Source organism: Streptomyces phaeochromogenes (assembly GCF_001418655.1).
GTDB lineage: Bacteria > Actinomycetota > Actinomycetes > Streptomycetales > Streptomycetaceae > Streptomyces > Streptomyces phaeochromogenes.
This window is the reverse complement of sequence record NZ_LIQZ01000022.1, coordinates 32,633-58,618: the sequence shown is the minus strand read 5'-3', so window position 1 is coordinate 58,618 and position 25,986 is coordinate 32,633. Positions and strand designations below refer to the sequence as shown.

Sequence of the window (25,986 nt, the reverse complement as noted above, 5' to 3'; positions counted from 1 at the left end):
GGGCGGCGGCCCGGTTTAAGGTCCACTTCCATGACGTCATCGGGGACCAATCCGGATACGCCCGGAGCGGCGGAGTGGGCCGCCGCGTGGGAGCTGCTCCTGCCTGCCGCTTCGGCACCGGCACGCGCGCGTGGCCGTTCGCTGCAGGCCGCGCTGCGCGAGGCGGTCCGTTCGGGGCGGCTGGCTTCCGGCACCCGGCTGCCGTCCAGCCGCGAACTCGCCGCCGATCTCGGGGTGTCCCGGGGCCTGGTCACCGAGGCCTACGAGCAGTTGACCGCGGAGGGCTATCTGCGCAGCGACCGGGGTGCCGGGACGTGGGTCGGCGGGGCCGTCCGCGCCGCTCTCCCCCGCGCGCGGGACCTCGCTCCCCGCTCGCCCGGTGCCCGGGCCGACTTCCTGCCCGGAACCCCCGACCTGTCGCTGTTCCCGCGCGCCGCCTGGTCGGCCGCGCAGCGCGGAGTGCTCGCCGAACTGCCGCACCACACACTGGGATACCCGGACCCGCGCGGGCTGCCCCGGCTGCGTACGGCTCTCGCGGAGCTGCTGGCCCGTCGCCGGGGCGTGGTCGCGGATCCGGAACGGGTGATGGTCGTCTCCGGCGTGGCGCAGGCGATGACGCTGCTCGGATTCGTACTCCACGCGCGCGGGGTGCGAACCGTCGGTGTGGAGGATCCCGCGAGCCCGGAGCACGGCACCCTGTACGCGTCGGCGGGCATCGGCACCGTACCGCTGCCCCTGGACGACGAAGGGCTGGCCACCGGGCCGCTCCGGGCGTCAGGAGTGCGGGCGGTGGTGACGACGCCGGCGCACCAGTTCCCGTCGGGGATCGCGTACTCCGCGCGGCGCCGCACCGAACTCCTCGACTGGGCACGCGACATGGACGGGCTCGTCGTGGAGGACGACTACGACGGGGACTTCCGGTACGACCGAGCGCCCGTGGGCGCCCTTCAGGGACTCGATCCGGAGCACGTCGCGTACACGGGGTCGGTCAGCAAGTCCCTGGCGCCCGGGCTGCGGCTCGGCTGGCTGCTGGTGCCGGCGGCGCTGGCCGAGGAGGTCGTCGAGCGCAAGCGCACGATGGACCTCGGCAATCCCGTCGTCGATCAGGCCCTGCTCGCCCGCTTCGTGGAGCGCGGCGACTACGACCGCCAACTCCGCCGCTGCCAGCGTGCGTACAAGGAGCGCCGCGACACGCTCGTCGCGGCCCTGGAGGACCACTTCCCCGGCGCGGAGATCTCCGGCATCGCCGCCGGCCTCCATGTCATCGCCACGTTGCCCGACCGCTACGGACCGCAGGACCACTTCCTGGAGGCCATGACCACGGCCGACATCGCCGTCCGCCCCCTCACGGACTACACCCGCGCTCCGACGAAGGACGACGTCGTACGCCTCGTACTCGGCTACGCCCACGTCTCCCCGACCCGCATCCGAGAGGGCGTGCACTTGATGGCGACGGCGGTGAAGTCCGCCCCATAAGGGGCGCGGGGAACGGCGCGCTCGGCCGACGGCATGCGGCACATACCCACAAACCCCACCCCCGCAGGGGCGCGGGGAACTGCGCGACCAGCTCTCACACATCTCACACCATCCTCCCACCCGCACCACCCCGGCCCAACCCAGCGGAGCGGATCGTGTTTGTTCACTTGTGGTTTGTGTGCGCGCTGCGGCACACCAGTAAGTGTGGCCCTGCACACTGGTCGAACCCGTCCCAGGAGGCGTCCCATGTCACACCGCCCGCCGCACCCGTTCCCCGGCCGCCGCAGCGTCCTGCGCGGCTCGCTCGCCGCGTCGGCGGCGCTCGCCCTGCCCTCTTCCGCGGGCACGGCTCCCGCGTTCGCCCTGTCGGGTCGGCCGAAGGCGCAATGGGGTGTGCAGGCCGGAGACGTGACCACGAACTCCGGCCTCGTGTGGGTGCGCTCCGACCGTCCCGCGCGCATGATCGTGGAGACCTCCGCGACCGAGTCGTTCCGCAGGCCGAAACGGTGGCACGGCCCGCTCCTCGGCGCCGACACGGACTTCACGGGTACGGTCCCGCTGCGCGGTCTGCCGGCCGGCGAGCAGATCCACTACCGGGTGACGCTGGCCGACCCGGACGACTACCGCCGCACCGGTGAGCCCGTACCGGGCACCTTCCGGACCGCCCCCGCCAAGCGGCGCCAGGACGTCCGGTTCCTCTGGTCGGGCGACATCGTGGGCCAGGGCTGGGGCATCAACCCGGACATCGGCGGCCTCTACGCCTACGAGGAGATGCGCCGTCTGAACCCGGACTTCTTCCTGTGCAGCGGCGACACGATCTACGCGGACGGCCCCCTGTCGGCGTCGGTGACGCTCCCGGACGGCCGTGTCTGGCGGAACGTCACCACCGAGGAGAAGTCCAAGGTCGCGGAGACCCTCGCCGAGTACCGGGGCAACTTCCGCTACTCGCTGCTCGACGAGAACGTACGCCGGTTCAACGCCCAGGTGCCGACGATCACCCAGTGGGACGACCACGAGGTCGTCAACAACTGGTACCCGGGCGAGATCCTCACCGACGCCCGCTACACGGTGAAGGACGTCGACACGCTGGCCTCCCGCGCCCGCAAGGCGTTCAGCGAGTACTTCCCGATCTCCACGCTCCCGTCCACGGGCGAGGACGGCCGGGTGCACCGGGTCGTGCGCCACGGTCCGCTGCTGGACGTGTTCGTGCTCGACATGCGTACGTACCGCAACGCCAACTCCCCGGACCGGCAGCCCGACGACACCAACGGCATCCTGGGCGCGGAGCAGCTGGTCTGGCTGAAGCGGGAGCTGGCACGGTCGCGCGCCGTGTGGAAGGTGATCGCCTCGGACATGCCGCTCGGTCTGGTCGTGCCGGACGGCGCCACGGACATCGAGGCCGTCGCGCAGGGCGACCCTGGCGCGCCGCTCGGCCGCGAGCTCCAGATCGCGGAGCTGCTGCGGTTCGTGAAGCACCGCAAGATCACCGGCACGGTGTGGCTGACGGCGGACGTGCACTACACCTCGGCGCAGCACTACGATCCGTCGCGCGCGGCCTTCAAGGACTTCGCACCGTTCTGGGAGTTCGTCTCCGGTCCGCTCGCCGCGGGCGGTTTCCAGGCGAACGCGCTGGACGGCACGTTCGGTCCGGACCGGGTCTTCGTCAAGGCACCCGACAGGGCGAACGTCTCGCCCATGGAATCGCCCCAGTACTACGGCGAGGTCGACATCGACGGTGACAGCGGCGAACTGACGGTCCGTCTGCGGGCGACGGGAGGTTCGGTGCTGTTCACGAAGGTGCTGCAGCCGGGGCGTGTGGGGCAGTAGTTCGCGGGCCCGTGGACGAGCGGTTCGGCGGGTCCGCGTACGAGCGTGTCGCCGGCTCCGCGTACGAGCGGGCCCCGAGTTCACGTCTGCGCGCGTCGGCAGGTGGATTTGGCGTCTGCGCGGGGCGCAGGTCCCGTAGCCTCGAACCTCGTGCCGCGTACCGGAGTCATCCCCCGGTGCGCGGCACGGCCGTTGGGTCAATGCTTGCGTCTTCGCAGGTCAGGGCCGATTGTCAGTGGTCGCCTCTACGGTTTTTCCATGACGCGATCTTTGCAGGCCGTGGCCTACACCCGACCCTCCGCGCTGGAGTCCGCACCGGACGGACGGCGCCTGGGACTTGAGACCTCGCGAGGTGCGACGCCCCGCGGTGTCGAGGACCATCCGCGGTTCTTCGCGGGCTTCCTGACGTCGCCTCGGGTGGCCTCGGCCGGTCTGCTCGCGGTGGCCGATGTGGCGGGCACGCGGTACTACCAGCGGCAGCTGCTCGCTTCGCTGGACCCGGTGGTCACCGGCAACGGCGACCGGCTCCGCTTCGAGTCCTTCTCCGGCTGCGGTGGGGTGTACGCGCGGCTGGACGTGCTGGACACGGGCCTGGACGGCGGCGAGGTGGGCCACGGCACGACGAACGTCGACGTCAACAACCCGTTGCGGGAGGCCCTGTCGAGGATCGGCTCGGACGATCCGCTGCACCTGCGCGTCGGCCCGGACGAGATGGCCGTGACCACGCTCGACGGGCCGGTCGTGGAGAAGAAGGTGCCGCTGCCGGACCGGTGGCTGCGAGGGTTCGCCGAGGCCCAGGTGATAGCGGCCGGCTTCGACCTGCGGGCCGAACTGCCCGCGGCGGAGGCTGTGCGGTTCCTGCGGTCGCTGCCCCGTTCCACGACGCGTGGCGCCTCCGGAAGCGCGGGGTGGGTCGTGCCGGCCGGGCGCGGTCTGCGGCCCACGACCAGGCCGGTGACCGGAGCCGTGTGCCTGCCGGGCCCGGAGCGCCTGATCGCCCTCCAGAGGGTGCTCCGCCATGCGACGGCACTGCGGGTGTACGGTCCTTCGCTCGCCGGGGCCGCCACGGCGGCCAGTGCCTGGGAGGTCGTACTGCCCGGGATGCGGCTCACGCTGACGCTGTCCCCGGAGGCTTCGCGGGGATTCTCCGGTGAGGGCGGCGTCCTGGACGCGCTGGCCACCGACGAGGCCGCCGAGGACGCGGAGCTGATCTCGGTGCTCCTCGCCTGGGAGCCCCGGATCGACGTCGGGGACCTGTCCGCCGCCTCGGGCCTACCGGCCGAGCGCGTGCGGGCCGCCTTGGTCCGCCTGGGCACCTCGGGTCGCGTGGGGTACGACACGGCGGAAGCGGCCTACTTCCACCGTGAACTGCCCTACGACGCCGGGCGCGTGGAGCGGCACAACCCACGTCTGCGGGCCGCCCTGGCGCTCGTGGCGGAGGGCGCGGTGGTCCTGGACGGCGTGCTCGGCACGGTGACCGCGCAGGACGGGCACGCGCACCGGGTGCGCGACGACGCGGGAGTGCTGAACTGCAGTTGCCTGTGGTGGGCCAAGTACCGGGGCGGGCGCGGACCGTGCAAGCACGCACTGGCCGTGCGGATGGCCCGCCGGGGATCGGTGGCCGGACAGACAGAGGCACGGGTTGAGACAGAGGCGCAAGCAGAGGTTCTGATCGACGGGGGTGCGCGATGAGTGGTGCGGTGTCGGCGAGTGAAGCGTTGCTGGGGGCTGTGCGGGCGGGGCGGATGGGCGAGGCCGCGGGGCTGCTGGACGGGATGACGGATGCCGAACGACGGGCCTGTCTGCCCGCGTTGAAGGACCTCCGCAAGGAGTTGCGGGCCGCGCCCTGGGACGCCGCGTCGAGGAAGGCGTATCCCGCGCTGCACGCGGCCGGGGCCGCCTGCCACACGGGCGCGGCCGGGACGGCGACCTGGCTCACCGCCGCCGACCTGCGCTGGTCCCAGGCCTCGCCCGGAGTGCTGCTCCATGTGCTGGGAGACCGGGAGCGCGACTGGCTGGGCGACGTGGCGCACCGACTCGCGAAGCGCCCGCCGCTCGCCCAGGTGCCGTACGAGCTGATGTCGGGCCTGGTACGGCTCTCCGGCTGCCCGGTGCCGACGAGCGAGACGTACGTGGTGGGCTGGATCGAGCAGGTCGGCAGCCTGTGGCAGCGCGGTGACACCATCCTTCAGCGGCTTCGCCAGGATCCGTACACGGCGGAGCTGGTCGCCGCCGTCTTCGAGATCCCGGACATCGGGAGCCGTCTGGACTGGCTGTTCGGTGACGGCCCGGACAGCTGGTTCAACGCGCTCGCGCAGCTCACCCGCGAAGGCGCCCTCGACCGGAAGGCCACGGTCGACGCCTGTGTGGCCCGTCTGCTCCGCGGCGGTGTGCCGTCCGACTGCCGGGTGTTCCTGCGGCTGCTGACGGCACTGGAGCTGACCCGGGACGAGGAGCGGGAGCGGGCCGCCGACTGGCTGGCGCTCGCCTCCGACGCCGCGTCCACGGTGGCCTCGCACGCCCAGTCGGTGCTCGGCTCCCTCGCGCTGGACGGCGAGTTGACACCCCGGCAGCTCGCGGAGATGTCCGGCGGTGTGCTCTTCCGTACGGAGAAGAAGCTGGTCCGGGCTCAGCTCGTACTCCTCGGGAAGGCGCTCCGGCGCGACCCGTCGAGCGTGGCCGAGCTGCTCCCCGCGGTGGCCCAGGCCTTCGGACACGAGGACACGGACGTGCAGGAACGCGCGCTGAAGCTGGTCGAGCGCCACCTCGCCGCGGCGTCCCCGGGGGTGCGGGGCGAAGTGGCCGACGCGGCCGAGGAGTTGAGCCCGGGCCTGCGCGTGCGCGCCGCGGAAGCGCTGGGCCTGGACGGGGCCGACGTGGTGCCGGAGCCGTATGCGGAGCTGCTCCCGCCCGCGCCCGAGCCGGCTCGGGTCCCGCCCGCGCCGGACTCCGCGGTCGAGCTGGCGGAGGAGGTCGGCGCCCTGCTGGCCTCCGGGGGTGACGTGGCGACGTTCGAGCGCACCCTGGACGGCCTGGTGCGGCATGCGTACCGGGACCGGGAGGCACTGGCCGAAGCCCTGGAGCCGGTGGTCGCGAGACGGTGGTGGGTCGACGCCGGCCCGCAGTACACCTTGGTGGACGGGTACTTCCGCGAGAACCCGCGCGGTCTGGAGGTCGTGCTCGCGACCCTGGCCGGCCAGGTGAGTACGGCCACGCTGCGCAAGGCCGTCGATCACGGGCCAATCGCTGACCCCTGTGTACACAGCGCGCCGGCCGCCGCCTTCAACGCCCGTCTGTGGGAGGCGGCCCACCGCCTGCGCACCGACCCGCTGCCGTTCCTGCTGGCCGCGCCGACCTGGGGATCCGGACTTCTGGAGCCGGACGAGTTGGTGGCCCGCCTCGACGAGTACCGCCGACTGGGTGCCCGGCCCGGGGCTGCCGACTTCGCACAGGCGCTGCTCCGGGTGCGGCGCGACGACAGCGCGGCGGCCAGAGCAACCGCCGAACAGGCAGCGGCACTCGGCACGGCGGAAGGCAACCGGCTGGCACTGTGGCTCACCACCGACGGCCCGTCCATGCCCAGGAGCAGCCGACGGACCTCGGGGGTCCGCATCCTGCTCGACCTCGGCGAACTCGACGGGCTGCCGGGAGAGTTCCCCCCGGCGTTCCGACGGCTCGGCCGGCCCGTGAGTCTCTTCGAGGCACGCGCGTACTGCGCCCACTCCTGGGACCGGACCGAGCGACACCACTGGCTGGCGGTGGTGCCCGGGCGGCCGGAGCTGGTGACCGCGCGACTGCTGCGCGAACTCTCCTCGGTCGCGGTGGAGGACACCCGCGGCGATGCCTCCGTACTGCCGCTGATCGCCGAGGCGCCGGGCCAGGCGGGCGAGGCCCTGCGTCTCGGTGTGGCGTACGGGCTCGGCGCGCGTCACCCGGAGGACCGGCTCAGCGCGGTGGACGCGCTGCTGGTGCTGGCCGCGCGGGGGCAGCTGGACGCCGAGGGACTCGGCGCGGATCTGGGCCAGCTGATGCACCGCGGGGCGGTGAAGCCGCTGCGGCTCGCAGAGTCCGTGCGGACCGCGGCGACGACCGGCGCGTACGCCACCGTCTGGGAGATACTCCGCGCCGCACTCCCCGTGCTGCTCGCGGATCTCGCGACGGACGGCGCCGCCGCGTCCGCCCGCGGGTTCGGGGAGCTGCTGGCCGTCGCCGCCGAATGCGCCGAACGGACGGGAGCGCGCGGCTGCATGGCACATCTCGCACAGGCGGCGGACCGGCGCGGCTCGTCCCGGCTCGTCACCCAGGCCCGCCGGCTGCGCGCCACGCTGGATCACGGGGTGGCCGCCTGAGTCGTAAAAAATGCAACAAAGAGTACAGAAGCACACTTAACCGATCAGTCACAAAGCGTTCGTGATCACGCAACACCCATCCTTCACAGTGACTGTATGACTCAAGACATGTCTCAAGTGAAGCGTGCGAAAAACGGTCGGCCGGTCCACCACTGGCGTCGGGATCTCGTCGAACTGGCCGCGCTGTTCACGGCGGTGGCGGTGGCCGACGCCGTGGCTAACCTCATCGGGCACGGCCCCGACGGCCCCACCCTCCTCCTGATCTCGGCGGTCGTGCTGGTCGCCACGGCGGGATTCCACACATGGTGGTCACACCGCCACGGCCATGCCCCTCCGGCAGGCGATACCGGCTCCCGGCCGACCGCCACCGTGCGGACCGCCGGGACGTCCGAAGCGGACGCGACCGCACCCGAGGCCGTCGGCGTCGCCGTCGCCGGGGAGACCGTGCTGTGGCGGATGCGGACCACCGTTCGGGACGAGCCGGGATCGCTGGCGTCCCTGTGCGCGGCGCTGGCGGGGCAGCAGGTCGACATCCTCAGCCTGCAGACGCATCCGCTGACCGAGGGCACCGTGGACGAGTTCCTGCTGCGGGTTCCCGCACAGGTCTCGGCCGCCGACATCATCCGGGCGGTGTCGCACGCGGGCGGCGCCGGCACCTGGATCGAGCGGGCCGACGCCCACGACCTGGTGGACGCGCCCACCCGGGTACTGGGCCTGGCCACGCGCACGGCCCTGGACGCGGCCGAACTACCATTGGCGCTGCGGCAGTTGCTGGGGCGTTGCACGATCCGGTCGCTGCCCGCCGGGTCGCTGCGCGGTGATCGCGCGGACGAAGCGGCGCCCGTCGAAGGGGCACTTGAGGACACTGTGATGCGGCTGCGTGCCCCGGAAGGCGGAGTGATCACTGTGGAGCGGCCGTATCTGCCGTTCACGCCCACCGAGTTCGCGCGAGCCCGGGCACTGGTCGAGCTGGACGCCCGGCTGGGTCCGCGCATCCCCCACAGCAAGGACGTCCTCACACTCCCGCAGGGCAACGACATCACCGTGCGCCGCGCCGACGCCGGTGACGTCGACGCCGCGAAGGCCATGCACGAGCGGTGCTCGCCGCGCACGCTGAGCATGCGCTATCACGGGCCCGTCGGCGACGCGGACAAGTACCTCAACCACCTGCTCAGCCCCCGTTTCGGGCGCACCCTCGCCGTGCAGACCGCGTCGGGACGGATCGTCGGGCTCGGGCATCTCCTCTGGGACGGCGACGAGACGGAGATCGCGCTGCTCGTCGAGGACGACTGGCAGCGGCGCGGTATCGGCGGCGAACTGCTCGGCCGGCTGGTGGCGATGGCCGTCGAGGCGGGCTGCGAAAGCGTGTACGCCGTCACGCAGTCGTCCAACACCGGCATGGTCGCCGCAATGCGCGGCCTCGACCTCCCCCTCGACTACCAGATCGAGGAAGGCACGCTCGTCATCACGGCCCGCCTCGACGCGGCAGCGGTGAGTTCGCGGCTGTCGTACGACGAGGCCCAGCAGCACCAGCCGGAGCACTCCGTGCGGGACTGACGAAGAGGCGGGCGACCTCTTCGTCAGCCCGTCCCACCGCAACTCGGCCAGCCACAGTTGGACACGCTGCGGCTCGGCACGCCACAGCTGGACACTCCGCAGCTCGGCACGCGACGGCCCTGGCGCGCTACTGCCGCCGTTCCGGCCGGAACCCTCACCCGCGGCCCAACGCCCCGTCCAGATCCCGCCAAAGATCGTCCACGTCCTCCAGGCCCACCGACAGCCGCAGCAGCCGGTCGCTCACCCCGCTGTGGCGCCGGTCCTCCGCGTCCACGATGCGGTGGCTGATCGAGGCCGGATGCTGGATCAGCGTGTCGACGCTGCCGAGGCTCACCGCCGGGGTGATGAGGCGGACGGCGGCTATCACCTCGTGCGGATCGCCGTGGATCTCGAAGGCGATCATCGCGCCGCCGAGCCGCGGATAGTGGACCCGGGCGACACGCGGGTCGGCGGCGAGGCGCCGGACCAGTTCGGCGGCGTTCGAGGAGGCGGCCCGCACGCGTACGGGCAGGGTCGACAGCCCGCGCAGCAGCAGATAGCCGGCGAGCGGATGCAGCACACCCCCCGTGGCGAACCGGACCTGCCGAAGTCGCCCGGCGAACTCCTCGTCGCAGGCCACCACCCCCGCCATCACGTCACCGTGCCCGCCCAGGTACTTGGTGGCGCTGTGCAGCACGAGCCGCGCGCCCTGTCCGGCGGGGCGTTGCAGCACCGGCGTGGCGAAGGTGTTGTCGGCGAGCAGCGGAACGCTTCCGCAGGCGTGGGCGATCGCCCGCAGATCGAGTTCGGCGAGCGTCGGGTTGGCGGGCGACTCGACCAGTACGAGACCGGTGTCCGGCCGCAGGGCGTCCGCGATGCCCGCCGGGTCGACCCACGTCACCTCGGACCCGAGCAGCCCGGCCGTCAGCAGGTGGTCGCTGCATCCGTACAGGGGGCGTACGGCCACGACATGGCGCAGGCCCATGGCGTTCCGTACGAGCAGCACGGCGCTCAGCGCGGCCATGCCGCTCGCGAACGCGACGGCGCTCTCGGTGCCCTCCAGACGGGCGAGGGCGGTCTCGAAGCGGGCGACGGTCGGGTTGCCGAGGCGTCCGTAGACCGGCGGGCCCTCCGGCTCGGCCCCGTCCGTGGCGAACGCGTCGATACGGGCCGCCTCGCCCCGGCTGTCGTACGACGGATAGGTCGTGGACAGATCGATCGGTACGGCGTGCAGCCCCTGCCGGGCGAGATCGTCCCGCCCGGCGTGCACGGCCTCGGTGGCCAGCGCGCGCAAACCTCCGGCGACCAGGCCCCGCGAGCCTTCGGCGACCGGGCCCGGCAGCCCTTCGGTGGCCAGGCGCCGCACACCGCCGGTGGCCGGGCCCCGCACGCCGTTCCCCTCCGCCCCGAGAGCCGCCTCCCTGGCCGCCTCCCCCTTCCCGCCCGTCGTATCCCCGGCCGTCGCCCGGCCCGCTCCCTCTACGTCGTCACACGTGTCGCGTACATCAACGCTGCCGAAGTCCATGACCAGCAGCCTGAACACCGAACGGGTGGTGGACTCTGAAGTCCGTGTTACGTTCGGGCCATGGCCGAATCCGTCGTACTGGACCCGGTGGATCTTCATCTTCTGCGGTTGCTGCAGAACGACGCCCGGACCACCTACCGCGACCTCGCCGCACAGGTGGGGGTCGCGGCCTCGACCTGTCTGGACCGCGTGACCCGTCTGCGCCGCGCCGGCATCATCCTGGGCCATCAGCTGCGGCTCGATCCGGCCAAGCTGGGGCGTGGCCTGGAGGCGTTGCTGTCCGTGCAGGTCAGGCCGCACCGGCGGGAGTTGGTCGGCCCGTTCGTGGAGCGGATCAGGGCGCTGCCCGAGTCGCGGACCGTGTTCCACCTCACCGGGCCGGACGACTATCTCGTCCATGTGGCCGTCGCGGACATGACGGACCTGCAGCGGCTGGTCCTCGACGGCTTCACCGCACACCGCGAGGTGGCCCGCGTCGAGACCCGGCTGATCTTCCAGCAGTGGGACTGCGGGCCGCTGCTGCCGCCCGAGCCGCCGGCGATCACGCCCTCGGCGAAAACGGGCTGACGCGGCAGCGTGCCCGGTAAACAGGGCTGACGCACCGGCCGTCCCCGTATGAGGATGGCCGCATGTCACAGACGAAGAACCCGCTGCCCCGCGAGGTCGCCGACGCCTACGTCGACGAGCTCATCGCCCTCGACCCGGTCACCGGTACGTATCTCGGCGTGAAGGAGAGTTCGGGCTCGTTGCCCGACACCTCGCCCGCCGGTCAGGAGGCGCTCGCGGCGCTCGCCCGCGCCACACTGGCGCGGCTCGACGAGGCGGAGCGGCAGCCCGGCGCGGACAGTGACATCGAGCGCCGCTGCGCACGTCTGCTCCGCGAGCGGCTCACCGCCGAACTCGGCGTGCACGACGCCGAGGAGAGCCTGCGGGCCGTCGGCAACATGCATACCTCCGTGCACGCGGTGCGCGAGGTGTTCACCGTGACGCCCACGGACACGGACGAGGACTGGGCCGCCATCGCCCGGCGGCTGCGGGCCGTACCGACGGCCCTCGACGGCTACCGCGAGTCCCTCTCCCTCGGCCTTGAGCGCAAGCTGTACGCGGGCCCGCGCCCCACCGCGACGTTCATCGAGCAGCTCACGGAGTGGTCGGACACGGACGGTTCGGGCCGCGGCTGGTTCGAGGACTTCGCCTCGGCCGGCCCCGACACCCTGCGGGCGGAACTCGACGAGGCCGCAGGCGCGGCGACCGCCGCCGTCGCCGCCCTGCGCGACTGGATGCGTGACGTGTACGCACCCGCGATCGAGGGCGCGCCGAACACCGTGGGCCGCGAGCGGTACGCGCGCTGGTCGCGCTACTTCAACGGCACGGATCTCGACCTGGACGAGGCGTACGCGTACGGCTGGGCCGAGTACCACCGGCTCCACACCGAGATGAAGAAGGAGGCCGAGAAGGTTCTGCCAGGCGCAGAGACCCCGTGGGTCGCGCTCGCGCACCTGGATGAGCACGGCAGGCACATCGAGGGCGTCGACGAGGTCCGCGAGTGGCTGCAGGGCCTGATGGACCAGGCCATCGAGGAACTGGACGGCACGCACTTCGAACTCGCCGAGCGGGTACGGAAGGTGGAGTCCCGCATCGCCCCGCCGGGCAGCGCCGCGGCCCCCTACTACACGGCACCGTCGGAGGACTTCTCACGCCCCGGCCGTACGTGGCTGCCGACGATGGGGCAGACCAGGTTCCCGGTGTACGACCTGGTGTCGACCTGGTACCACGAGGGCGTTCCCGGCCATCACCTCCAGCTCGCGCAGTGGGCGCACGTCGCCGAGAACCTCTCCCGCTACCAGGCGACCATCGGCGGCGTCAGCGCCAACTGCGAGGGCTGGGCGCTCTACGCGGAGCGGCTGATGGACGAGCTCGGCTATCTCAAGGACGCCGAGGAGCGGCTCGGCTATCTGGACGCCCAGATGATGCGCGCGGCCCGCGTCATCGTCGACATCGGCATGCACCTGGAGCTGGAGATCCCGGCGGACTCGCCCTTCCACCCGGGCGAGCGCTGGACTCCCGAGCTGGCGCAGGAGTTCTTCGGCGCGCACAGCAGCCGCCCGGCGGACTTCGTGGAGAGCGAGCTGACCCGCTATCTCTCCATCCCCGGCCAGGCCATCGGCTACAAGCTCGGCGAGCGCGCCTGGCTGCTGGGCCGTGAGAACGCGCGGAAGCGGCACGGCGACGCGTTCGACGCGAAGGCCTGGCACATGGCGGCCCTGTCCCAGGGTTCGCTGGGCCTGGACGACCTGGTGGACGAGCTGTCCCTGCTCTGACGGGGACGTCGACGAACCCCTCAGCGCCGGAACCCGCTCTCCGAGTCGATCACCTGCCCGGTGACCCACTCGGCCTCGTCCGTCGAGAGCCAGGCGATGAGCCGCGCGGGGTCGTCCGGCATTCCCCAGCGCCCGGCAGGGAACATCGCGGCCACGGAGTCGTACGCGTCGCCCGTCATGTAGTCCGTGTCGACGGGGCCGGGGTTCACGGTGTTCACGGTCACCGCGTGCTCGGCGAGCGTGGTCGCCAGCGAGCGGGTGACCGAGGCGAGGGCGCCCTTCTGCAGGGCGTACGCGATCTCGTCCGGCATGCCGCCCGCGATGTCCTGACCCGACGTCATCATCACCACGCGCCCACCCGCCGTGCGCGGTGGCAGAGCGGCGCGCAGCCGGGCGTAGGCCTGGACGAGGAGGATCACGGAACGGGTGTCGACGGCCCAGTGCGCGTCGAGCATCGCCGCGTCGATGGTGTGGAGCGGGCCGTCCGAGCCGCTGAGCGCGTGGTTGGCGACGAGGATGTCGATCCGTCCGCCGAGGGCGTCGGCGGCCGTGGCGATCAGTTCGGCAGGGGCCGCCGGGTCGGAGAGGTCGCCCGGCCCGTCGACGACCCGCGCCTCGGGATCGGCCAGCGCCTCGCGGATTCCGGCGACCACCTCCTCGGGGCGGTCCGCGCCCCAGGGCATGGCGGCGTCGTGCGGTACGTGGTGGTGCGCGTACACGCTCGCTCCGTACGCGGCCAGCCGTCGGGCCACGGCGTAACCGATCCCTCCGCGTCGGCTGGCGCCGGTGACCAGGGCGGTACGGCCACGCAGCGGGAGGGGGTCGCGACGCAGCGCTTCGGGTGTGGGGGAAGGGAGTTGGGGTGGCATGGCGGTCCATGATGGGCGGCGCCGATGCCGCGCCGCATGTCATTTTCCGCGGCGGGCGGCGCGATTCGCCTCGCGCGGGCAGGGCGCTTCGGCTCGCGCGGACAGGGCGATTCACCTCGCGCGGGCCGGCGAATCCGGCTTACGCAGGCAGGGCGATTCTGCTCGCGCGGGCCGGACGAATTCGACTCACGCAGGCAGGGCGATTCGGCTCACGCAAGCGGCTGCGAGCGGGCCGCCAGACACGGCAACCCGGACATCACGCCCGCCCCTCGCCCACCCCTCGACCGGGGTGGGTCCGCAGACCCACCCCCGATCACCGGCACCGCCCGAGGCCGCGCATCACTGTCCGAGCGGCCTCAGCTGCACGAGCCCGATCCACGTCTCGGGCCCCGGCTCGGCATGCGCCGCCCGCACCGCGTACCGCCCGGGCGCCAGGTCGATCCGCAGGTGCCCCGTCTTCGTCGACTCCTCCCCCGGCCATGCCGCGTCGAACAGCACGACGGGCCCGGGGATCTCCCACCGCACTTCCCGCTCCCACGCCGCGCCCGCGAGGGCGGCCGGAACCCCGGCCAACAGCTCGCGCTCGGACTCCCCCGCACACCACCGTACGAAGGTGCCGTGCTCCGGCAGATACGCCGTCGCGGCGGGATCGTCGCCGAGGACGAGAGCGGTGGTGTTGCCGACGGGCAGCAGGCCGACGAAGCCCTCCACCTCGCACGCTCTGTCGTAGTCGGAGGCGAGCTCGTCGCCGTCGGCCCCCGTCCAGAACGGCAGCACCACTTCCGGTATCGCTATGAGCGGTCCACCGCCCGACTCCACCCACTCGGCCGAACTGGGACCCACGTAACTCGCCATGCCCAGAAGTTACATGGCGCGGCGACCCAGAATTGACGATTCCTTTGCACTACGGGCGAGGTGATACACGACTGAGTCCGTACGACGTCCCGACGGCGGCGGTACGGCGGTCAGCAGCCGCAGTCCTCCGCGCCGACCGGGGCGGTCAACGGGTCGGCGGCGCGCCGCTCGTGGCCCTCCCAGGACTCGAACTCGAAGCCCTCGCGCGCCCAGTACTCGAAGCCGCCGAGCATCTCCTTGACCTGGAAGCCGAGTTCGGCGAGGGCGAGGGCGGCCCGGGTCGCGCCGTTGCAGCCCGGACCCCAGCAGTACGTGACCACCGGCACTGCCCTGTCGAGGAGTTGCTCCGCCTGCTCGGGGATCAGCGCGGTGGGCAGGTGGATCGCGCCGGGCACGTGTCCCTGGTCCCAGGACTCCGTGGAACGGGAGTCGAGGACGACGAAGCCGGGGTCGCCGTCCGCCGCCAGCGCGGCGGCGACGTCGGACACGTCGGCGTGGAAGGCGAGGCTTGCTCCGAAGTAGGCGGCGGCCACGGCGGGCGATGCCGGGGCGACTCGCAGAACGGGGTTCACGGAAATGGTGCCGCCGATGCGGGCTCCGTCTGTGCGGGCGCTGTCGATGCGGGCGCCGGTGCGGGTGCTGTCAGTGCGGGCTCCGCCCGTGGTGGTGCTGGTCGCGGTCATGGTCCGGCCTTCCCTCCCGGTCCCGCCGGCACCGTGGTACGACGGCGGGGTGCCTGCTCGGCACCGTCTGCGCGGGACTCCATGACCAGAAATCTACGGCCGGAGATCCGCTTCCTGAAGGAACGATCCACGGCTCTGTACTTGATCCGCCGGGGATTTCCCTGCTATCCCTCCACCATGACCGCGTATCCCCCGGACGCCACCGACTGGCGCATTCTCGAAGTCCTCCAGCGCGAGGGGCGGGCCAGTTTCGCCGAGCTGGCCCGTGCCGTCTCGATGTCCGCGAGCGCGGTCACCGAACGCGTGCGCCGCCTGGAGGAAGCAGGCGTCATCCAGGGCTACGCGGCGGTCGTGGACCCGGAGAGCCTGGGCCTGCCGATCCTGGCCTTCGTGCGGCTGCGCTATCCGAACGGCAACTACAAGCCGTTCCACGACCTCGTCGCCGCGACCCCCGAGATCCTGGAGGCACACCACGTCACGGGTGACGACTGCTTCGTCATCAAGGTCGCGACGCGCTCGATGAGCCACCTGGAGGAGGTCTCGGGCAAGATCGGCACACTCGGCTCGGTGACGACGAGCGTCGTGTACTCGTCGCCCCTGCCGCGACGCCCCGTCGGCCGCTGAGATCGACGACGACCACGCAACTCCGCGGCCACCGGCACCCGACGCCGCGGCCCCAGCCCATTCCCCGGCTCCGGCCCCGTACGGTCGGTCAGCCGCCCCCCTGTCGGACAACCGACCCCGACCGCCCCTTCACCACCTCCAGTTGGGCATGGATCCGGCGTCGCAGATCGGCGACATGGCTGACGATGCCGACGCTGCGGTCCCGCTCCCTCAGTGAGTCGAGGACGTCGAGGACCTCGTCGAGCGTCTGGTCGTCGAGGCTGCCGAAGCCCTCGTCGATGAAGAGCGTGTCGAGGCGTACGCCCCCGGCCTCGTCGGTGACCACGTCGGCGAGGCCCAGCGCGAGGGCGAGGGACGCGAAGAACGTCTCGCCGCCGGACAGGGTCGCCGTGTCGCGCTCGCGGCCGGTCCAGGCGTCGACGACGTGCAGGCCGAGGCCGCTGCGGCCCCGCCCGGCCCGGTCGGCGGAGTGGACGAGGGTGTAGCGCCCCGAGGACATGCGTGCCAGGCGCGTGGTCGCGGCGGCGGCGACCTGCTCCAGCCGGGCGGCGAGGACGTAGGACTCCAGGCGCATCTTGCGCTCGTTGTCCGCGGACGTGCCGGCCGCGAGCGTGGCGAGGCGGGCCACACGGTCGTACTCCTCGCGCAGCGGGCCCAGCCGACGGACGGAACCGCCCGCCCGGTGGGTCAGCCGGTCGAGTTCCGTGCAGCGGCGGCCGGCCGCGTCACGGGCCGAGCCCGCCTCGCGCACCCGTCGGCCGGCGGCGGACGCGGCCTGCTCGGCGGCCTGGAGGTCGGCGGGCGGCTGCCCGGCGGCGGCCGTCGTCTCGGCCTCGGCGAGCACCGCGCGGACCGCCGCCTCCTCCTGCTGCCAGGCGTCGAGCCGGTGCTGGAGGTCGCGATGGGCGGCGTCGTCGAGGAGGGCAGCCGCCGCTGCCGACGGTGTGTCGAACCCGGCGCGGAAGGCCGCGTCGGCGAGTCGCGCGTCGGCGTCCTTCAATCGCTGGGCGGTGTCCGCCGCGACCCGTGCGGCGTCCGCGGCCTCGGTGAGCAGCGCGACCTGCCGCTCCAGCTGCGCGGCCCGCGCGGCGACACTGCCCGCCGAACCCCGGGCCTGCGTCAACTCCCCCTCCAGGGAGGCTCGTTCACGATCGAGCGCGTCCCGCAGCGAGGCACGGGACGCGACCCGGCGAGCGGCCTCCTGCTGGGCGGCGAGCCGCCGTTCGCGCTCACGCTCTGCCTGCACCAGGGCTTCCCGGGCCGCGTGCAGCCCGGAAGCGGCGCCGTGCGCATCGGCGTGTCGCTCCTCCAACTCCTCGGCCAGTTCGGCGAGTTGCGCGGTGGGCAGGTCCCCCGCCTCGGCCGTCGCGGCGGCCAGCGCCTCGCGGACGACCCCGAGCCGCCGCTCCTCCTCGGTGCGCTGCTCATCGGCGCGCTGGTAGGCGGCGAGCGCGGCCTCCTCTGCCTGCTGACCGACGTGTCCGTCGACCTTCCGGGCGGGCGCCGGGTGTTCGGTGGCACCGCAGACGGCGCACGCTTCGCCGTCCACAAGGCCCGCCGCGAGCTCCGCGGCGATGCCCTTCAGCCGCTGCTCCTTGAGATCCAGCCAGTGGGCGCGTGCGTCCGTGGCACGCTCGCGTGCGGCGAGCACGCGCGCGTGGGCCGCGTCCGTGTCCCCGGCGAGCTGGTCACGCATCCGGGCGGCCGTGAGCCGCGCCTGCGCGGGCTCGCGCTGGACGGTGAGCTGCTCGGCACGGGTGGCGGCCTCGTGGGCGGCCTCGATGCGCGTCTGCAGGTCCGCCCGGGTCGCGTCCCACTCGGCGAGCCAGGTCCCGGCATCGTGCAGCACGTCCTCGTCGGCGCGCTCCTGCCGGTCCAGCACATCGCGTTCGTCGGCGAGTCCGGCGATCCGGTGCTCGGCGCGGCGGGCCGACTCCAGCCCGCCCAGCTCCTCGGCGGCCTTCCGCGCGGCAGCCGCGAGGCCGGTCGCCCCGGCGTCGGCGAAGGTCTCCGACAGAAGGGCACGCGCGCGTGCCTCGGTACCGGCCGCCCGCCGGTGCTCGGTCTCCGTCGCGTCCCGCAGCCCGAGCGCGGGCGCCACCGCCTCGGCCTTGCGGGCCCGCTCCATGCGCGCCTGGGCCTCCCGGTGGGCCCCGGACCGCTCCTCCAGCCGGGCGGCCCGCTCGCGCGCCTCGGCGAACCGGCGCTGGAGCCGCGCCACTTCCCGTACATCCTCCAGTACGTGGTTCGCGGCGGCCTGGGCCGACTCGGCAGCCGCCTGCGCGCAGTGGGCGACCGTGAACCGCTCGCGGGCCGTGCTCCTGGCGATCGCCGCCCACTCCAGTACGGATTCGGCGAGGCCGGGGTCGCCCGGTGACAGGTCGGGCAGCGGCAGCTCCACGATGTCGCCGGCGGCCTGCTGCATGCGGTGGCCGTCGGCCAGCAACTCCGCGTCTCCTGCTCGGACTTGGGTCTCGGCGGCGCGTCGGAGTTCGGCCAGTCGCTGTTCGACGGCGGCGAAGCGGCGGGTGTCGAAGAGCCGGCCGAGAAGCTTGCCGCGGGCCTCGGCGTCGGCCCGCAGGAAACGCGCGAAGTCGCCCTGGGGCAACAGCACGACCTGGCAGAACTGCTCGCGGCTCATGCCGAGCAGCTGGGTGATCTCCTCGCCGATCTCCTGGTGGGAGCGGCTGAGGTCCTTCCAGGAGCCCGCCGGCGCGTCGTACTCGCGCAGCCAGCTCTGCGCCTTCTCGGTCGTCGTGCCCTCGCCGCGCTTCTTGGGGCGCTCCCAGGGCGGCTGCCGGGTCACCTCCAACCGGCGGCCGGCCACGGTGAGTTCGAGGGTCACCTCGGTACGGGTGGCTGCCAGTGCGTGGTCGCTGCGCAGGGAACCGCCCTGGCGGGCGCCCGGCACGGAGCCGTACAGCGCGAAGCAGACCGCGTCGAGGACGGACGTCTTGCCCGCGCCCGTCGGCCCGTGCAGCAGGAAGAGCCCGGCGGCCGACAGGTCGTCGAAGTCGACCTCCTGGGCGCCGCCGAACGGCCCGAAGGCGGTGATGTGCAGCCGGTGCAGCCTCATCGGGCCCCCGCCCCCTCGATGTGCGGACCGTACGTCTTCACCGGGCGCCCCATGGGTCCCGCCGGACCGCTGGTTCCCGCCGGACCCGTGGGGCCCGCTCCGCCCGCCGGCTCGTACGGAGGCTTCACCGGGCGACCTCACGGACCGTGTCGTCGGCGCGTACGGCGTCGAACACGTCCTGGAGCACGGCCTGTTCGCGCACGTCGGGTCCGGCGCCGCGCACATGGGCCACGAAGTCCTCCGCGATCTCCTGGTCGCTGCGGCCGGCCAGCCGCCGGGCGTACGAGACCTCGGGGTCGTCCGGTGCCCGTTCGGGCTCGAAGACGAGGCTGAGCGTGTGCGGGAAGCGTTCGCTGAGCCGCGCCATGGGGTCGGCCGGTCGCACCGGGTCGGTGAGAGTCGCCTCGACCCACGCCTCCTCGTGCCGGGCGAGCTCCGGGTCGACGAGCAGATCCTCCAGGTGCCCCCGGATACGGGCGAGGGCGCGCGGCACCGGGCAGTCCAGGCGCTCGGCCCCGACCGAGCCGTCGGCTCCCAGGTCGACCAGCCACATGGTCTTGCGGTGGTCCGTCTCCGAGAAGGAGTACGGCAGCGGCGATCCCGAGTAGCGCACGCGCTCGGTGATGGTCTGGCTGCCGTGCAGATGCCCGAGCGCGGCGTAGTCGACGCCGTCGAAGACCCCGGCCGGTACGGCGGAGACTCCGCCGACCGTGATGTCCCGCTCGCTGTCGCTGGCCTCGCCGCCGGTGACGAAGGCATGGGCGAGGACGACGGAACGGGTGCCGGGCGCGCGCGAGGCGAGGTCGGCGCGGACCCGGTCCATGGCGGCGGCGAGCACGGCCTCATGACCGGCCTTCTCCACGCCGAACTCGTCCTTCACCAGCGCCGGTTCCAGGTACGGCAGTCCGTAGAAGGCCACCTCGCCGAAGCCGTCCTCCAGCACCACGGGTGTGCCGCATGCCGAGGCGTCGGTCCGCAGATGGATGCCCGCGCGGTCGATGAGTCCGGCGCCGACGCCGAGGCGGCGTGCCGAGTCGTGGTTCCCGGAGATCATCACCGTGGGCACGCCGAGGTCCGCCAGCCGGTGCAGGGCCTCGTCGAAGAGTTCGACCGCGGCCAGCGGGGGCACCGCACGGTCGTACACGTCCCCCGAGACGACCACCGCGTCCACCTCGCGCTCACGCACGGTCGTGACGAGGTGACCGATGAACTCGGCCTGGGCACCGAGCATGTTCACCCGGTGGAACGCCCGGCCCAGATGCCAGTCGGAAGTGTGCAGAATTCTCAAGAAGCTGCTCCGACCCGCATATTTCCCCCTATGTCGCCCCTGGACTCAGCACCGGACCAGCACGGTCCTCGCTCTCAGCAGCAACCACGCTAACGCCTGTCAGTACCTGATCCATCACAGACCTCGATCTGCCACCGGCATCCGGTGCCCCGGACGGCCGCGGAACCGCCCCACCGCTACAGCGGCCGTACGTACCCGATCCAGGTGTGCCGGGTGCGGAAACCCCACCGCTCGTACAGGCCCAGGGCGCCGGTGGCGTTGGCGCTGTCCACGTTGAGGCCGGCCCTGCGGCAGCCCTGCTCCTGAACGGCCCGCAGACAGGTGGTGAGCAGCGCGGTGGCCACGCCGGTGCCGCGCCAGGCCGGCCGGGTGCCGAGCCTGTCGATCCAGCATTCGCGGATGCCGGACATCGCCGTCTCGGAGTCGTACTCGTGGCTCATGAGGTAGCCGGCGACCTCGTTCCCGTCCAGTGCCAGGAACGACGCGTCGGGCCGGAACGACCGGGCGCCGGTGCTCTGGTGACGCCACCGGTCCGGGGTGGTCGGGATGTGGCCCCAGTGGTCGAGAAACGCTTCGTTGTGCGCCAGCCGGGTCGCGTCGTCGTACGCCGCGGTGAAGGGGACGACACGCAGCCCGCCCGCCGGGGTCGTCGCCGGGACCGGGTCGCCGTCCAGCGGCCGGCGCATGTCGAAGAACCAGCGCCGCTCCTCGAACCCGGCCTGCCGGTACAGGTCGCGTTGGGCGGTGTTCGGTGCGTGGAGTTGGATGTGCGCCTCGCTCGGCAGGTCCGGGAACCGCTCGCGATGCTGCTGCGTCGCCCGGGTCACCAGCCAGTTCACCAGGTCGGTGCCCATGCCCCGGCCGCGCGTGTCGGGTCGCACCGCCCCCTCGACGTACACCCGGTGCAGGTCGGTCGCGTGGGGCAGGGCCGTCGCCTTCGCGTAGCCGATGAGCTCGCCACCGGACCACACCCCCACGGAATCCCGGGCCAGTTCCAGGTGTGGGTCACCCAGTTCCTCGGTGAGGTCGTCGGCATCGTAGTGCTCGTCGGTGCCGTCGACCGCCTCCACCGCGGCGAACAGCTCTGCCAGGGCCGGGGCGTCGTCCAGGACAAGTGGCCGCCAGGCCGGCGTCGCGTTCATGGACGGCACGATAGGCGTCACGGGGGGCCGCGCACATCTGAGTTTCGGGGCGTGCCGTACGAACCGAAGAAGGGGGCCCGGCTCTTCCGGGCCCGCCTTCTTCGGCCGCGTCACGCCGGGTCGAGCGCCCCCGACTGCCGCGGTCCTGCCGTCTGGCCGGCGGTGCGCGGATCGATGGGGCGGCCGACGTAGACCGGGGCGTCCGACTGGTAGAAGATGTCGATGTCGGCCTCCTCGCCGCCGACGATCAGCGTGTCCCAGGCGCCGCTCTCCTGCAGGGACCGCAGGGTCGACGGAGCGAGGGTGGACAGGTGGCCGCGCAGTTCCACGTCGCTGGGCATTCCGGGGAGACGGGGGGCGAGGCGGTCGCGGATCGCACACATCCGGTCCAGCAGGAGATCCAGATCGGACCGTTCGGCGTCGGGTTCGGCGACGCCCCGGTCCCCTTCCATGCTGTCGGCGATGATGTCCTTGATGGCACGGGTCACGCCTCGTTCGTCGGTGGTGACCATGGCGTTCCAGGCCCGGCTCTTGTGCCGGTACTGGAGCATGGACATCGCCGCCTCGTGCCGGATGAAGTCGGCGTCGCGCAGCGGACGGCCCTGCCAGACCCGGCTCAGGGAGCGGGCGAGGGAAACAGCCGACGCCAGGCCGCTGTTGAGGCCGCGCCCGGGCCAGAAGTGGATGGCGTTGGCCGCGTCGCCCAGCAGGAAGCCGTACGTTCCGGTGCTCTTGGCGGTGGGGCGGCTGAGCTGGGCCGTGAAGCGGGGGCGCTGCACCATGTCCAGGCGGAACGAGGTGATGGCGCTGAGATCGTCCGGGTCGACGCCGAACATCTTCAGGCCCTCCTGGATCCGTTTCCACAGCGGCGAGCCGCGCAGCAGGGCGGGCAGGAACAGGGTCCCGTGCGTCGGGCAGACGAACTCGTTCTCCTCGTGGCGGCTCATCAGGCAGGGCCGGGCCGCCACGCACTCCTCGAAGACCTGCCGGACCGGGTCGATGCCGATCACGGCGCCGGCCTCCTCGCGGGTCAGCCTCATGTTGAGGAACCCCTCGCCGCGCAGCGAGTTGAGCAGGAAGCGGTTCTGCGCCACGGTCAGCAGGACGCTCATCGGGTCCGACAGCTGGGACTTGACCCGCAGTCCCAGCACCAGGTCCTGAAGGTGCTCCCCGTCGAGGGAGTAGATCGAGGAGTCGGCCGCGCCGAAACGGTCCGCGAAGTGCTCGCGGGTGCGCGACCCGCCGCCCTCGGCGATCACCAGGACGTGTTCCTGGGAGAGCCGCTGCTGCTGCTCCGACGGATCGAACCGCTTCGGCACCAGACGGATCGCGGACTTGGTGTTGGCCAGTGCCAGCAGCTGGTCCTCGATGTAGGCGATCCGGATGTTGCGAGGCGGGCGGCCCTCCACGGAATCCGGTCCCAGGGGCCACATCTCGGAGAACCCGCCCGCGTCGAACAGCGCCGACTGCATCTCCTCGGTGAGCGCGAGGTACTGGCGGCTCTGGGCGGTGACGACCTGCATGCGCCGGTTGTTGCCGTGGGTCTCGTCCTTCCAGACCACGGTGGAGCCGTTCCTGATCCACCGGCCGTCGTAGACAGTGATCGACACCTTCCCCGGCAGGGCGTCCTCGAGGAGCAGGGCGAAGGCGAGGCCGACCGGGCCTCCTCCGGTCACCGTGACCCGCAGCTCGCCCGGGTTCGCCGAGGCATTGGCACGGGGCAGGTCGAGCCGGGAGAGGTCCATGACCGTCTCCACGGCCTCCTGCGTCTCGAACAGGAAGGTCTCGTCGCCGATGCGTATGGAGTCGCCGGGCACGAGCACGTGACGGGTGACGGGCCGGTCGTTGACGAAGGTGCCGTTCTTGCTGCGGTCGTAGAGGACGAACGCGCCGTCCTCCGTCACGATCTCGGTGTGCAGACGGGAGGCGCTGACGCTGACGATGACCACGTCGTTGTCGCTCTTGCGTCCGAATCGCAGCGGAGCGCTACCCAGCACCGCGCTCTGACCGGCGAAGGGACCCGTGCGTCCCACGATGACCGACGACACAGAAACTCCTTGCGAACGTCTGGGGTGCGGACAGAGGAACCGCACCCTGCGGTTGATCCGCTACGGGTGGGAGTCGTACGGCACTCCCACAGAACTCCGGTCCAGCGGGGCTCACTCGACCGATGATGCCCGAATCGACCCGACAACGGCCCAACTCGTACTGGTTGAAGTATGGACTGTGCAGGCGAGGCAACTCGCCTGCACGGAACCGACGTTGACGCCCGGTTCGGCTAGCCGCCGTTCGTCGATGCGCAGGTCACCGAGAACGGCACCGAGTTGGACACCGCCTCGAACGGTGAGCGGATCTCCACGGCCATCTCGCTGCGGAGGGTTCCGGACTTCGCGTACGTCGACAGCCGCACCGTCTCCTTGTGGGTACGGGGGCCGCCGTCCGGGAACGACAGCGTCCGCCACTGCCGGTCGATCACGGAATCGTTCGTCGAGACCCACCGGTACGAGAACTGGAAGGGCAGCTCGGACACCGTGAAGGTCGCGGTGAACCAGGGAGCCTGCGAATCCGCCGGAGGACAGTCCCCGGCGTACGTCGTCGCGCCCCCGGTCGCGGTGACCGAGACGGGCTGCTCGTCGGTGTCGTCCGACCCGCTGCTCGCCGCCCCGGTGGAAGGGGCCTGCGCCTGCCCCGTGGGCGAGCCGGTGCCCTTGCTGCTGTCGCCGTCACCGCTGAGCCCGTAGATCAGGCCGCCGACGAGCAGCGCGAGCACGACCGCTCCGGCCGCCGTCGCGTACCCGATGCGACGTCTACGGCCCGTGGAGCCGGGACCTGACGCCTTGGCGTCCTCGGGCCCGGTCGCCCCCGGCGAGGCGGGCATCGCGGAAACGACCGTGGGTACGGGCCCTGACACCGGGCCTGCCGATTCGGTGGGCGACTCGGCCTTACCCGAAGCAGGGGCGGCCGGTTCGACGGTGGCCGCCCCTGCTTCGGGTACGGCACCGGGCGGCGAGGGGTGCGCCTGGACGTAGGGCGCGCGGGGGTCTGTCGCGGCCGGGGGTATCGCGGCCGGGGCGGTGGGTGGCTCGGCCGGGGGTACCGCGGCCGTGGCCGTCGGCCCTGCTTCCGGTGCGGCAGGGGCGGTGTTCGCCGACGCCCCGGAAGCCGCGGGTTCCGTGGCTGCGGGAACGTCGGCTGTCGCTGCCATGTCCCTGGGGTCCGTGGCCGCCGTGGCGTTCTCGGGGGCAGGCGAGGACCCCGAGACGACCGGCACCCCCGTCGTGGCCGTGGCCGTTGCCGTGGCCGTAGGTGCGGTCTCCCCGAGCGAGGACTCGGCGGTGGGCAGCTCATCGGTGTCCACTGCGGGCTGCGGGGCGGACGGCGTGGCCGGGCCGGCGCCCGAGGTGCCGTCAGCACCGGCCAGCCGCAGCTCCCGCTCGGCCTCTACGGCCGACATCCGGTCGTCGGGGTCCTTGCGCATCAGGCCCTCGATGACGGACTCGAGGGGCCCGGCCCGATGCGGCGGGGGCAACTCGTCGTCGACGATGGCACGCAGGGTGCTCAGCGGGCTGGTCCGGCGGAAGGGCGAGCGGCCCTGGACGGCCGTGTAGAGCAACGCTCCGAGAGACCACAGGTCCGACGCGGGGCCGGGGTTCCGGCCCAGTGCCCGCTCCGGCGCCAGGTACTCGGGAGAGCCGACGAGTTCACCGGTCATCGTCAGCGCGGAATCCCCCTCCACGGTGGCGATGCCGAAGTCGGTGAGCACCACCCTGCCGTCGTCCGCGAGCAGGACGTTGGCGGGTTTCACATCGCGGTGCAGCACTCCGGCGCCATGCGCCGCGCGCAGCGCGTCCAGCACCTCGGTACCTATTCGGGCGGCCTCCCGGGGCGGAAGGGCGCCCTGGGAGCCGATCACGTCGGCCAGCGACCGGCCGCGGACCAGCTCCATGACGATCCAGGGCCGGTCGTCGTCGGTGGCGACGTCGTGGACGGTCACCACACCGCGAGCGCTGATGCGCGCCGCCGCCCAGGCCTCCCGCTCCAGTCGGGTGTACATCCGCTCGACCTGCGCCGCGGTCTGTCCGACAGGAGCACGCACCTCCTTGACGGCGACCTCGCGGTGCAGCACCTCGTCGCGGGCCCGCCACACGGTGCCCATACCGCCCTCGCCGAGAACGGACAGCAAGCGGTAGCGACCGGCGACCAGCCGTTCGGCACCCGCGTCCGGCGACGCCGAGTTCTGTTGTGGCATGAGGGCCGCTACTCCTTATTGTGGTCAAACGCCTGATGTTCGTGAAGCACGGACCTGGGCGAACGCTCGAACTACGGCTCGCTGCAGGGAAGTTGTGACGTCGCGGTGGTCATGCCGTCGGCTCATTTTAGAGGCCCCCGGCAGGTTCGAAAGCCCCGGTCCGGCC

Annotated in this window: 17 protein-coding genes; 8 read left to right on the top strand and 9 right to left on the bottom strand. The window is 72.4% G+C overall.

The annotated features are described in order from the left end of the window. Positions 1-30: 30 nt before the first annotated feature. The 5 genes from pdxR to AOK17_RS03785 all read left to right on the top strand — a co-directional run bounded on the left by pdxR (position 31) and on the right by AOK17_RS03785 (position 9,209). A complete protein-coding gene (gene pdxR / locus AOK17_RS03805; protein ID WP_055610837.1) occupies positions 31-1,476 on the top strand; it encodes a MocR-like pyridoxine biosynthesis transcription factor PdxR in 1,446 nt (481 codons plus the stop codon). 246 nt (positions 1,477-1,722) lie between these two features. Next, positions 1,723-3,303, top strand: coding sequence for an alkaline phosphatase D family protein (locus tag AOK17_RS03800; RefSeq protein ID WP_055610836.1), 1,581 nt, complete (start codon positions 1,723-1,725; stop codon positions 3,301-3,303). A gap of 258 nt (positions 3,304-3,561) precedes the next feature. Beyond that, positions 3,562-4,995: an SWIM zinc finger family protein gene (locus AOK17_RS03795; protein WP_055610835.1), complete on the top strand. Its 1,434-nt coding sequence runs from the start codon at positions 3,562-3,564 to the stop codon at positions 4,993-4,995. Next, a complete protein-coding gene (locus AOK17_RS03790; protein ID WP_055610834.1) occupies positions 4,992-7,652 on the top strand; it encodes a DUF7824 domain-containing protein in 2,661 nt (886 codons plus the stop codon). Before AOK17_RS03795 ends, AOK17_RS03790 begins: the two co-directional genes overlap by 4 nt. Positions 7,653-7,760: 108 nt before the next feature. Beyond that, positions 7,761-9,209: a GNAT family N-acetyltransferase gene (locus tag AOK17_RS03785; protein WP_245697001.1), complete on the top strand. Its 1,449-nt coding sequence runs from the start codon at positions 7,761-7,763 to the stop codon at positions 9,207-9,209. Between the two features lie 154 nt (positions 9,210-9,363). Here the strand turns inward: AOK17_RS03785 and AOK17_RS03780 are convergent, their stop codons facing one another. Beyond that, entirely contained in the window at positions 9,364-10,812 is a 1,449-nt protein-coding gene (locus AOK17_RS03780; RefSeq protein WP_425424589.1) for a trans-sulfuration enzyme family protein, read from the bottom strand. On the opposite strand from AOK17_RS03780, the gene AOK17_RS03775 reads away from it, so the two are divergent. Then, positions 10,774-11,280 (top strand): Lrp/AsnC family transcriptional regulator, encoded by a 507-nt coding sequence (locus tag AOK17_RS03775; protein ID WP_055610832.1) that lies wholly within the window; start codon positions 10,774-10,776, stop codon positions 11,278-11,280. The two genes, AOK17_RS03780 and AOK17_RS03775, sit on opposite strands and share 39 nt — an antisense overlap. Before the next feature lie 62 nt (positions 11,281-11,342). Then, on the top strand, positions 11,343-13,034 hold the full coding sequence (locus tag AOK17_RS03770) for a DUF885 domain-containing protein (protein WP_055610831.1): 1,692 nt from the start codon (positions 11,343-11,345) through the stop codon (positions 13,032-13,034). 20 nt (positions 13,035-13,054) lie between these two features. On the opposite strand, the gene AOK17_RS03765 is transcribed toward AOK17_RS03770, so the two are convergent. The 3 genes from AOK17_RS03765 to AOK17_RS03755 all read right to left on the bottom strand — a co-directional run bounded on the left by AOK17_RS03765 (position 13,055) and on the right by AOK17_RS03755 (position 15,441). Further along, a complete protein-coding gene (locus tag AOK17_RS03765; RefSeq protein WP_055610830.1) occupies positions 13,055-13,903 on the bottom strand; it encodes an SDR family oxidoreductase in 849 nt (282 codons plus the stop codon). Between the two features lie 339 nt (positions 13,904-14,242). After that, a complete protein-coding gene (locus AOK17_RS03760; RefSeq protein ID WP_055610829.1) occupies positions 14,243-14,758 on the bottom strand; it encodes an immunity 21 family protein in 516 nt (171 codons plus the stop codon). Between the two features lie 110 nt (positions 14,759-14,868). Beyond that, the gene (locus tag AOK17_RS03755) at positions 14,869-15,441 is read right to left on the bottom strand and encodes a rhodanese-like domain-containing protein (protein WP_079052776.1); all 573 of its coding nucleotides are present in this window, start codon (positions 15,439-15,441) and stop codon (positions 14,869-14,871) included. Positions 15,442-15,618: 177 nt separating this feature from the next. Between AOK17_RS03755 and AOK17_RS03750 the strand changes: the two genes are divergently transcribed. Further along, positions 15,619-16,065 carry an Lrp/AsnC family transcriptional regulator gene (locus AOK17_RS03750; protein ID WP_055610828.1) on the top strand — a complete coding sequence of 149 codons (447 nt, stop codon included), beginning with the start codon at positions 15,619-15,621 and terminating at the stop codon, positions 16,063-16,065. A gap of 88 nt (positions 16,066-16,153) precedes the next feature. Here AOK17_RS03750 and AOK17_RS03745 read toward each other — a convergent pair whose 3' ends face one another. The 5 genes from AOK17_RS03745 to AOK17_RS47980 form a co-directional block, all read right to left on the bottom strand. Further along, entirely contained in the window at positions 16,154-19,141 is a 2,988-nt protein-coding gene (locus tag AOK17_RS03745) for an AAA family ATPase (RefSeq protein WP_055610827.1), read from the bottom strand. Between the two features lie 124 nt (positions 19,142-19,265). Next, positions 19,266-20,429, bottom strand: coding sequence for an exonuclease SbcCD subunit D (locus AOK17_RS03740; RefSeq protein ID WP_055610826.1), 1,164 nt, complete (start codon positions 20,427-20,429; stop codon positions 19,266-19,268). A gap of 176 nt (positions 20,430-20,605) precedes the next feature. Further along, the gene (locus AOK17_RS03735) at positions 20,606-21,571 is read right to left on the bottom strand and encodes a GNAT family N-acetyltransferase (RefSeq protein ID WP_055610825.1); all 966 of its coding nucleotides are present in this window, start codon (positions 21,569-21,571) and stop codon (positions 20,606-20,608) included. Positions 21,572-21,681: 110 nt separating this feature from the next. Then, positions 21,682-23,619 carry an FHA domain-containing protein gene (locus AOK17_RS03730; protein ID WP_055610824.1) on the bottom strand — a complete coding sequence of 646 codons (1,938 nt, stop codon included), beginning with the start codon at positions 23,617-23,619 and terminating at the stop codon, positions 21,682-21,684. Positions 23,620-23,849: 230 nt separating this feature from the next. Continuing rightward, positions 23,850-25,820 carry a serine/threonine-protein kinase gene (locus tag AOK17_RS47980; RefSeq protein WP_055610823.1) on the bottom strand — a complete coding sequence of 657 codons (1,971 nt, stop codon included), beginning with the start codon at positions 25,818-25,820 and terminating at the stop codon, positions 23,850-23,852. Between the last annotated feature and the right edge of the window lie 166 nt (positions 25,821-25,986).

Excerpts from the sequence above, each read along its gene's own strand:
- pdxR (WP_055610837.1), top strand. The coding sequence starts at position 31 with ATGACGTCATCGGGGACCAATCCGGATACGCCCGGAGCGGCGGAGTGG.
- AOK17_RS03765 (WP_055610830.1), bottom strand. The coding sequence starts at position 13,903 with ATGCCACCCCAACTCCCTTCCCCCACACCCGAAGCGCTGCGTCGCGAC.
- AOK17_RS03780 (WP_425424589.1), bottom strand. The coding sequence starts at position 10,812 with ATGAAGATCCACCGGGTCCAGTACGACGGATTCGGCCATGGCCCGAAC.
- AOK17_RS47980 (WP_055610823.1), bottom strand. The coding sequence starts at position 25,820 with ATGCCACAACAGAACTCGGCGTCGCCGGACGCGGGTGCCGAACGGCTG.
- AOK17_RS03775 (WP_055610832.1), top strand. The coding sequence starts at position 10,774 with ATGGCCGAATCCGTCGTACTGGACCCGGTGGATCTTCATCTTCTGCGG.
- AOK17_RS03770 (WP_055610831.1), top strand. The coding sequence starts at position 11,343 with ATGTCACAGACGAAGAACCCGCTGCCCCGCGAGGTCGCCGACGCCTAC.
- AOK17_RS03755 (WP_079052776.1), bottom strand. The coding sequence starts at position 15,441 with ATGACCGCGACCAGCACCACCACGGGCGGAGCCCGCACTGACAGCACC.
- AOK17_RS03785 (WP_245697001.1), top strand. The coding sequence starts at position 7,761 with ATGTCTCAAGTGAAGCGTGCGAAAAACGGTCGGCCGGTCCACCACTGG.
- AOK17_RS03790 (WP_055610834.1), top strand. The coding sequence starts at position 4,992 with ATGAGTGGTGCGGTGTCGGCGAGTGAAGCGTTGCTGGGGGCTGTGCGG.
- AOK17_RS03735 (WP_055610825.1), bottom strand. The coding sequence starts at position 21,571 with ATGAACGCGACGCCGGCCTGGCGGCCACTTGTCCTGGACGACGCCCCG.
- AOK17_RS03800 (WP_055610836.1), top strand. The coding sequence starts at position 1,723 with ATGTCACACCGCCCGCCGCACCCGTTCCCCGGCCGCCGCAGCGTCCTG.
- AOK17_RS03795 (WP_055610835.1), top strand. The coding sequence starts at position 3,562 with ATGACGCGATCTTTGCAGGCCGTGGCCTACACCCGACCCTCCGCGCTG.
- AOK17_RS03760 (WP_055610829.1), bottom strand. The coding sequence starts at position 14,758 with ATGGCGAGTTACGTGGGTCCCAGTTCGGCCGAGTGGGTGGAGTCGGGC.
- AOK17_RS03745 (WP_055610827.1), bottom strand. The coding sequence starts at position 19,141 with ATGAGGCTGCACCGGCTGCACATCACCGCCTTCGGGCCGTTCGGCGGC.
- AOK17_RS03750 (WP_055610828.1), top strand. The coding sequence starts at position 15,619 with ATGACCGCGTATCCCCCGGACGCCACCGACTGGCGCATTCTCGAAGTC.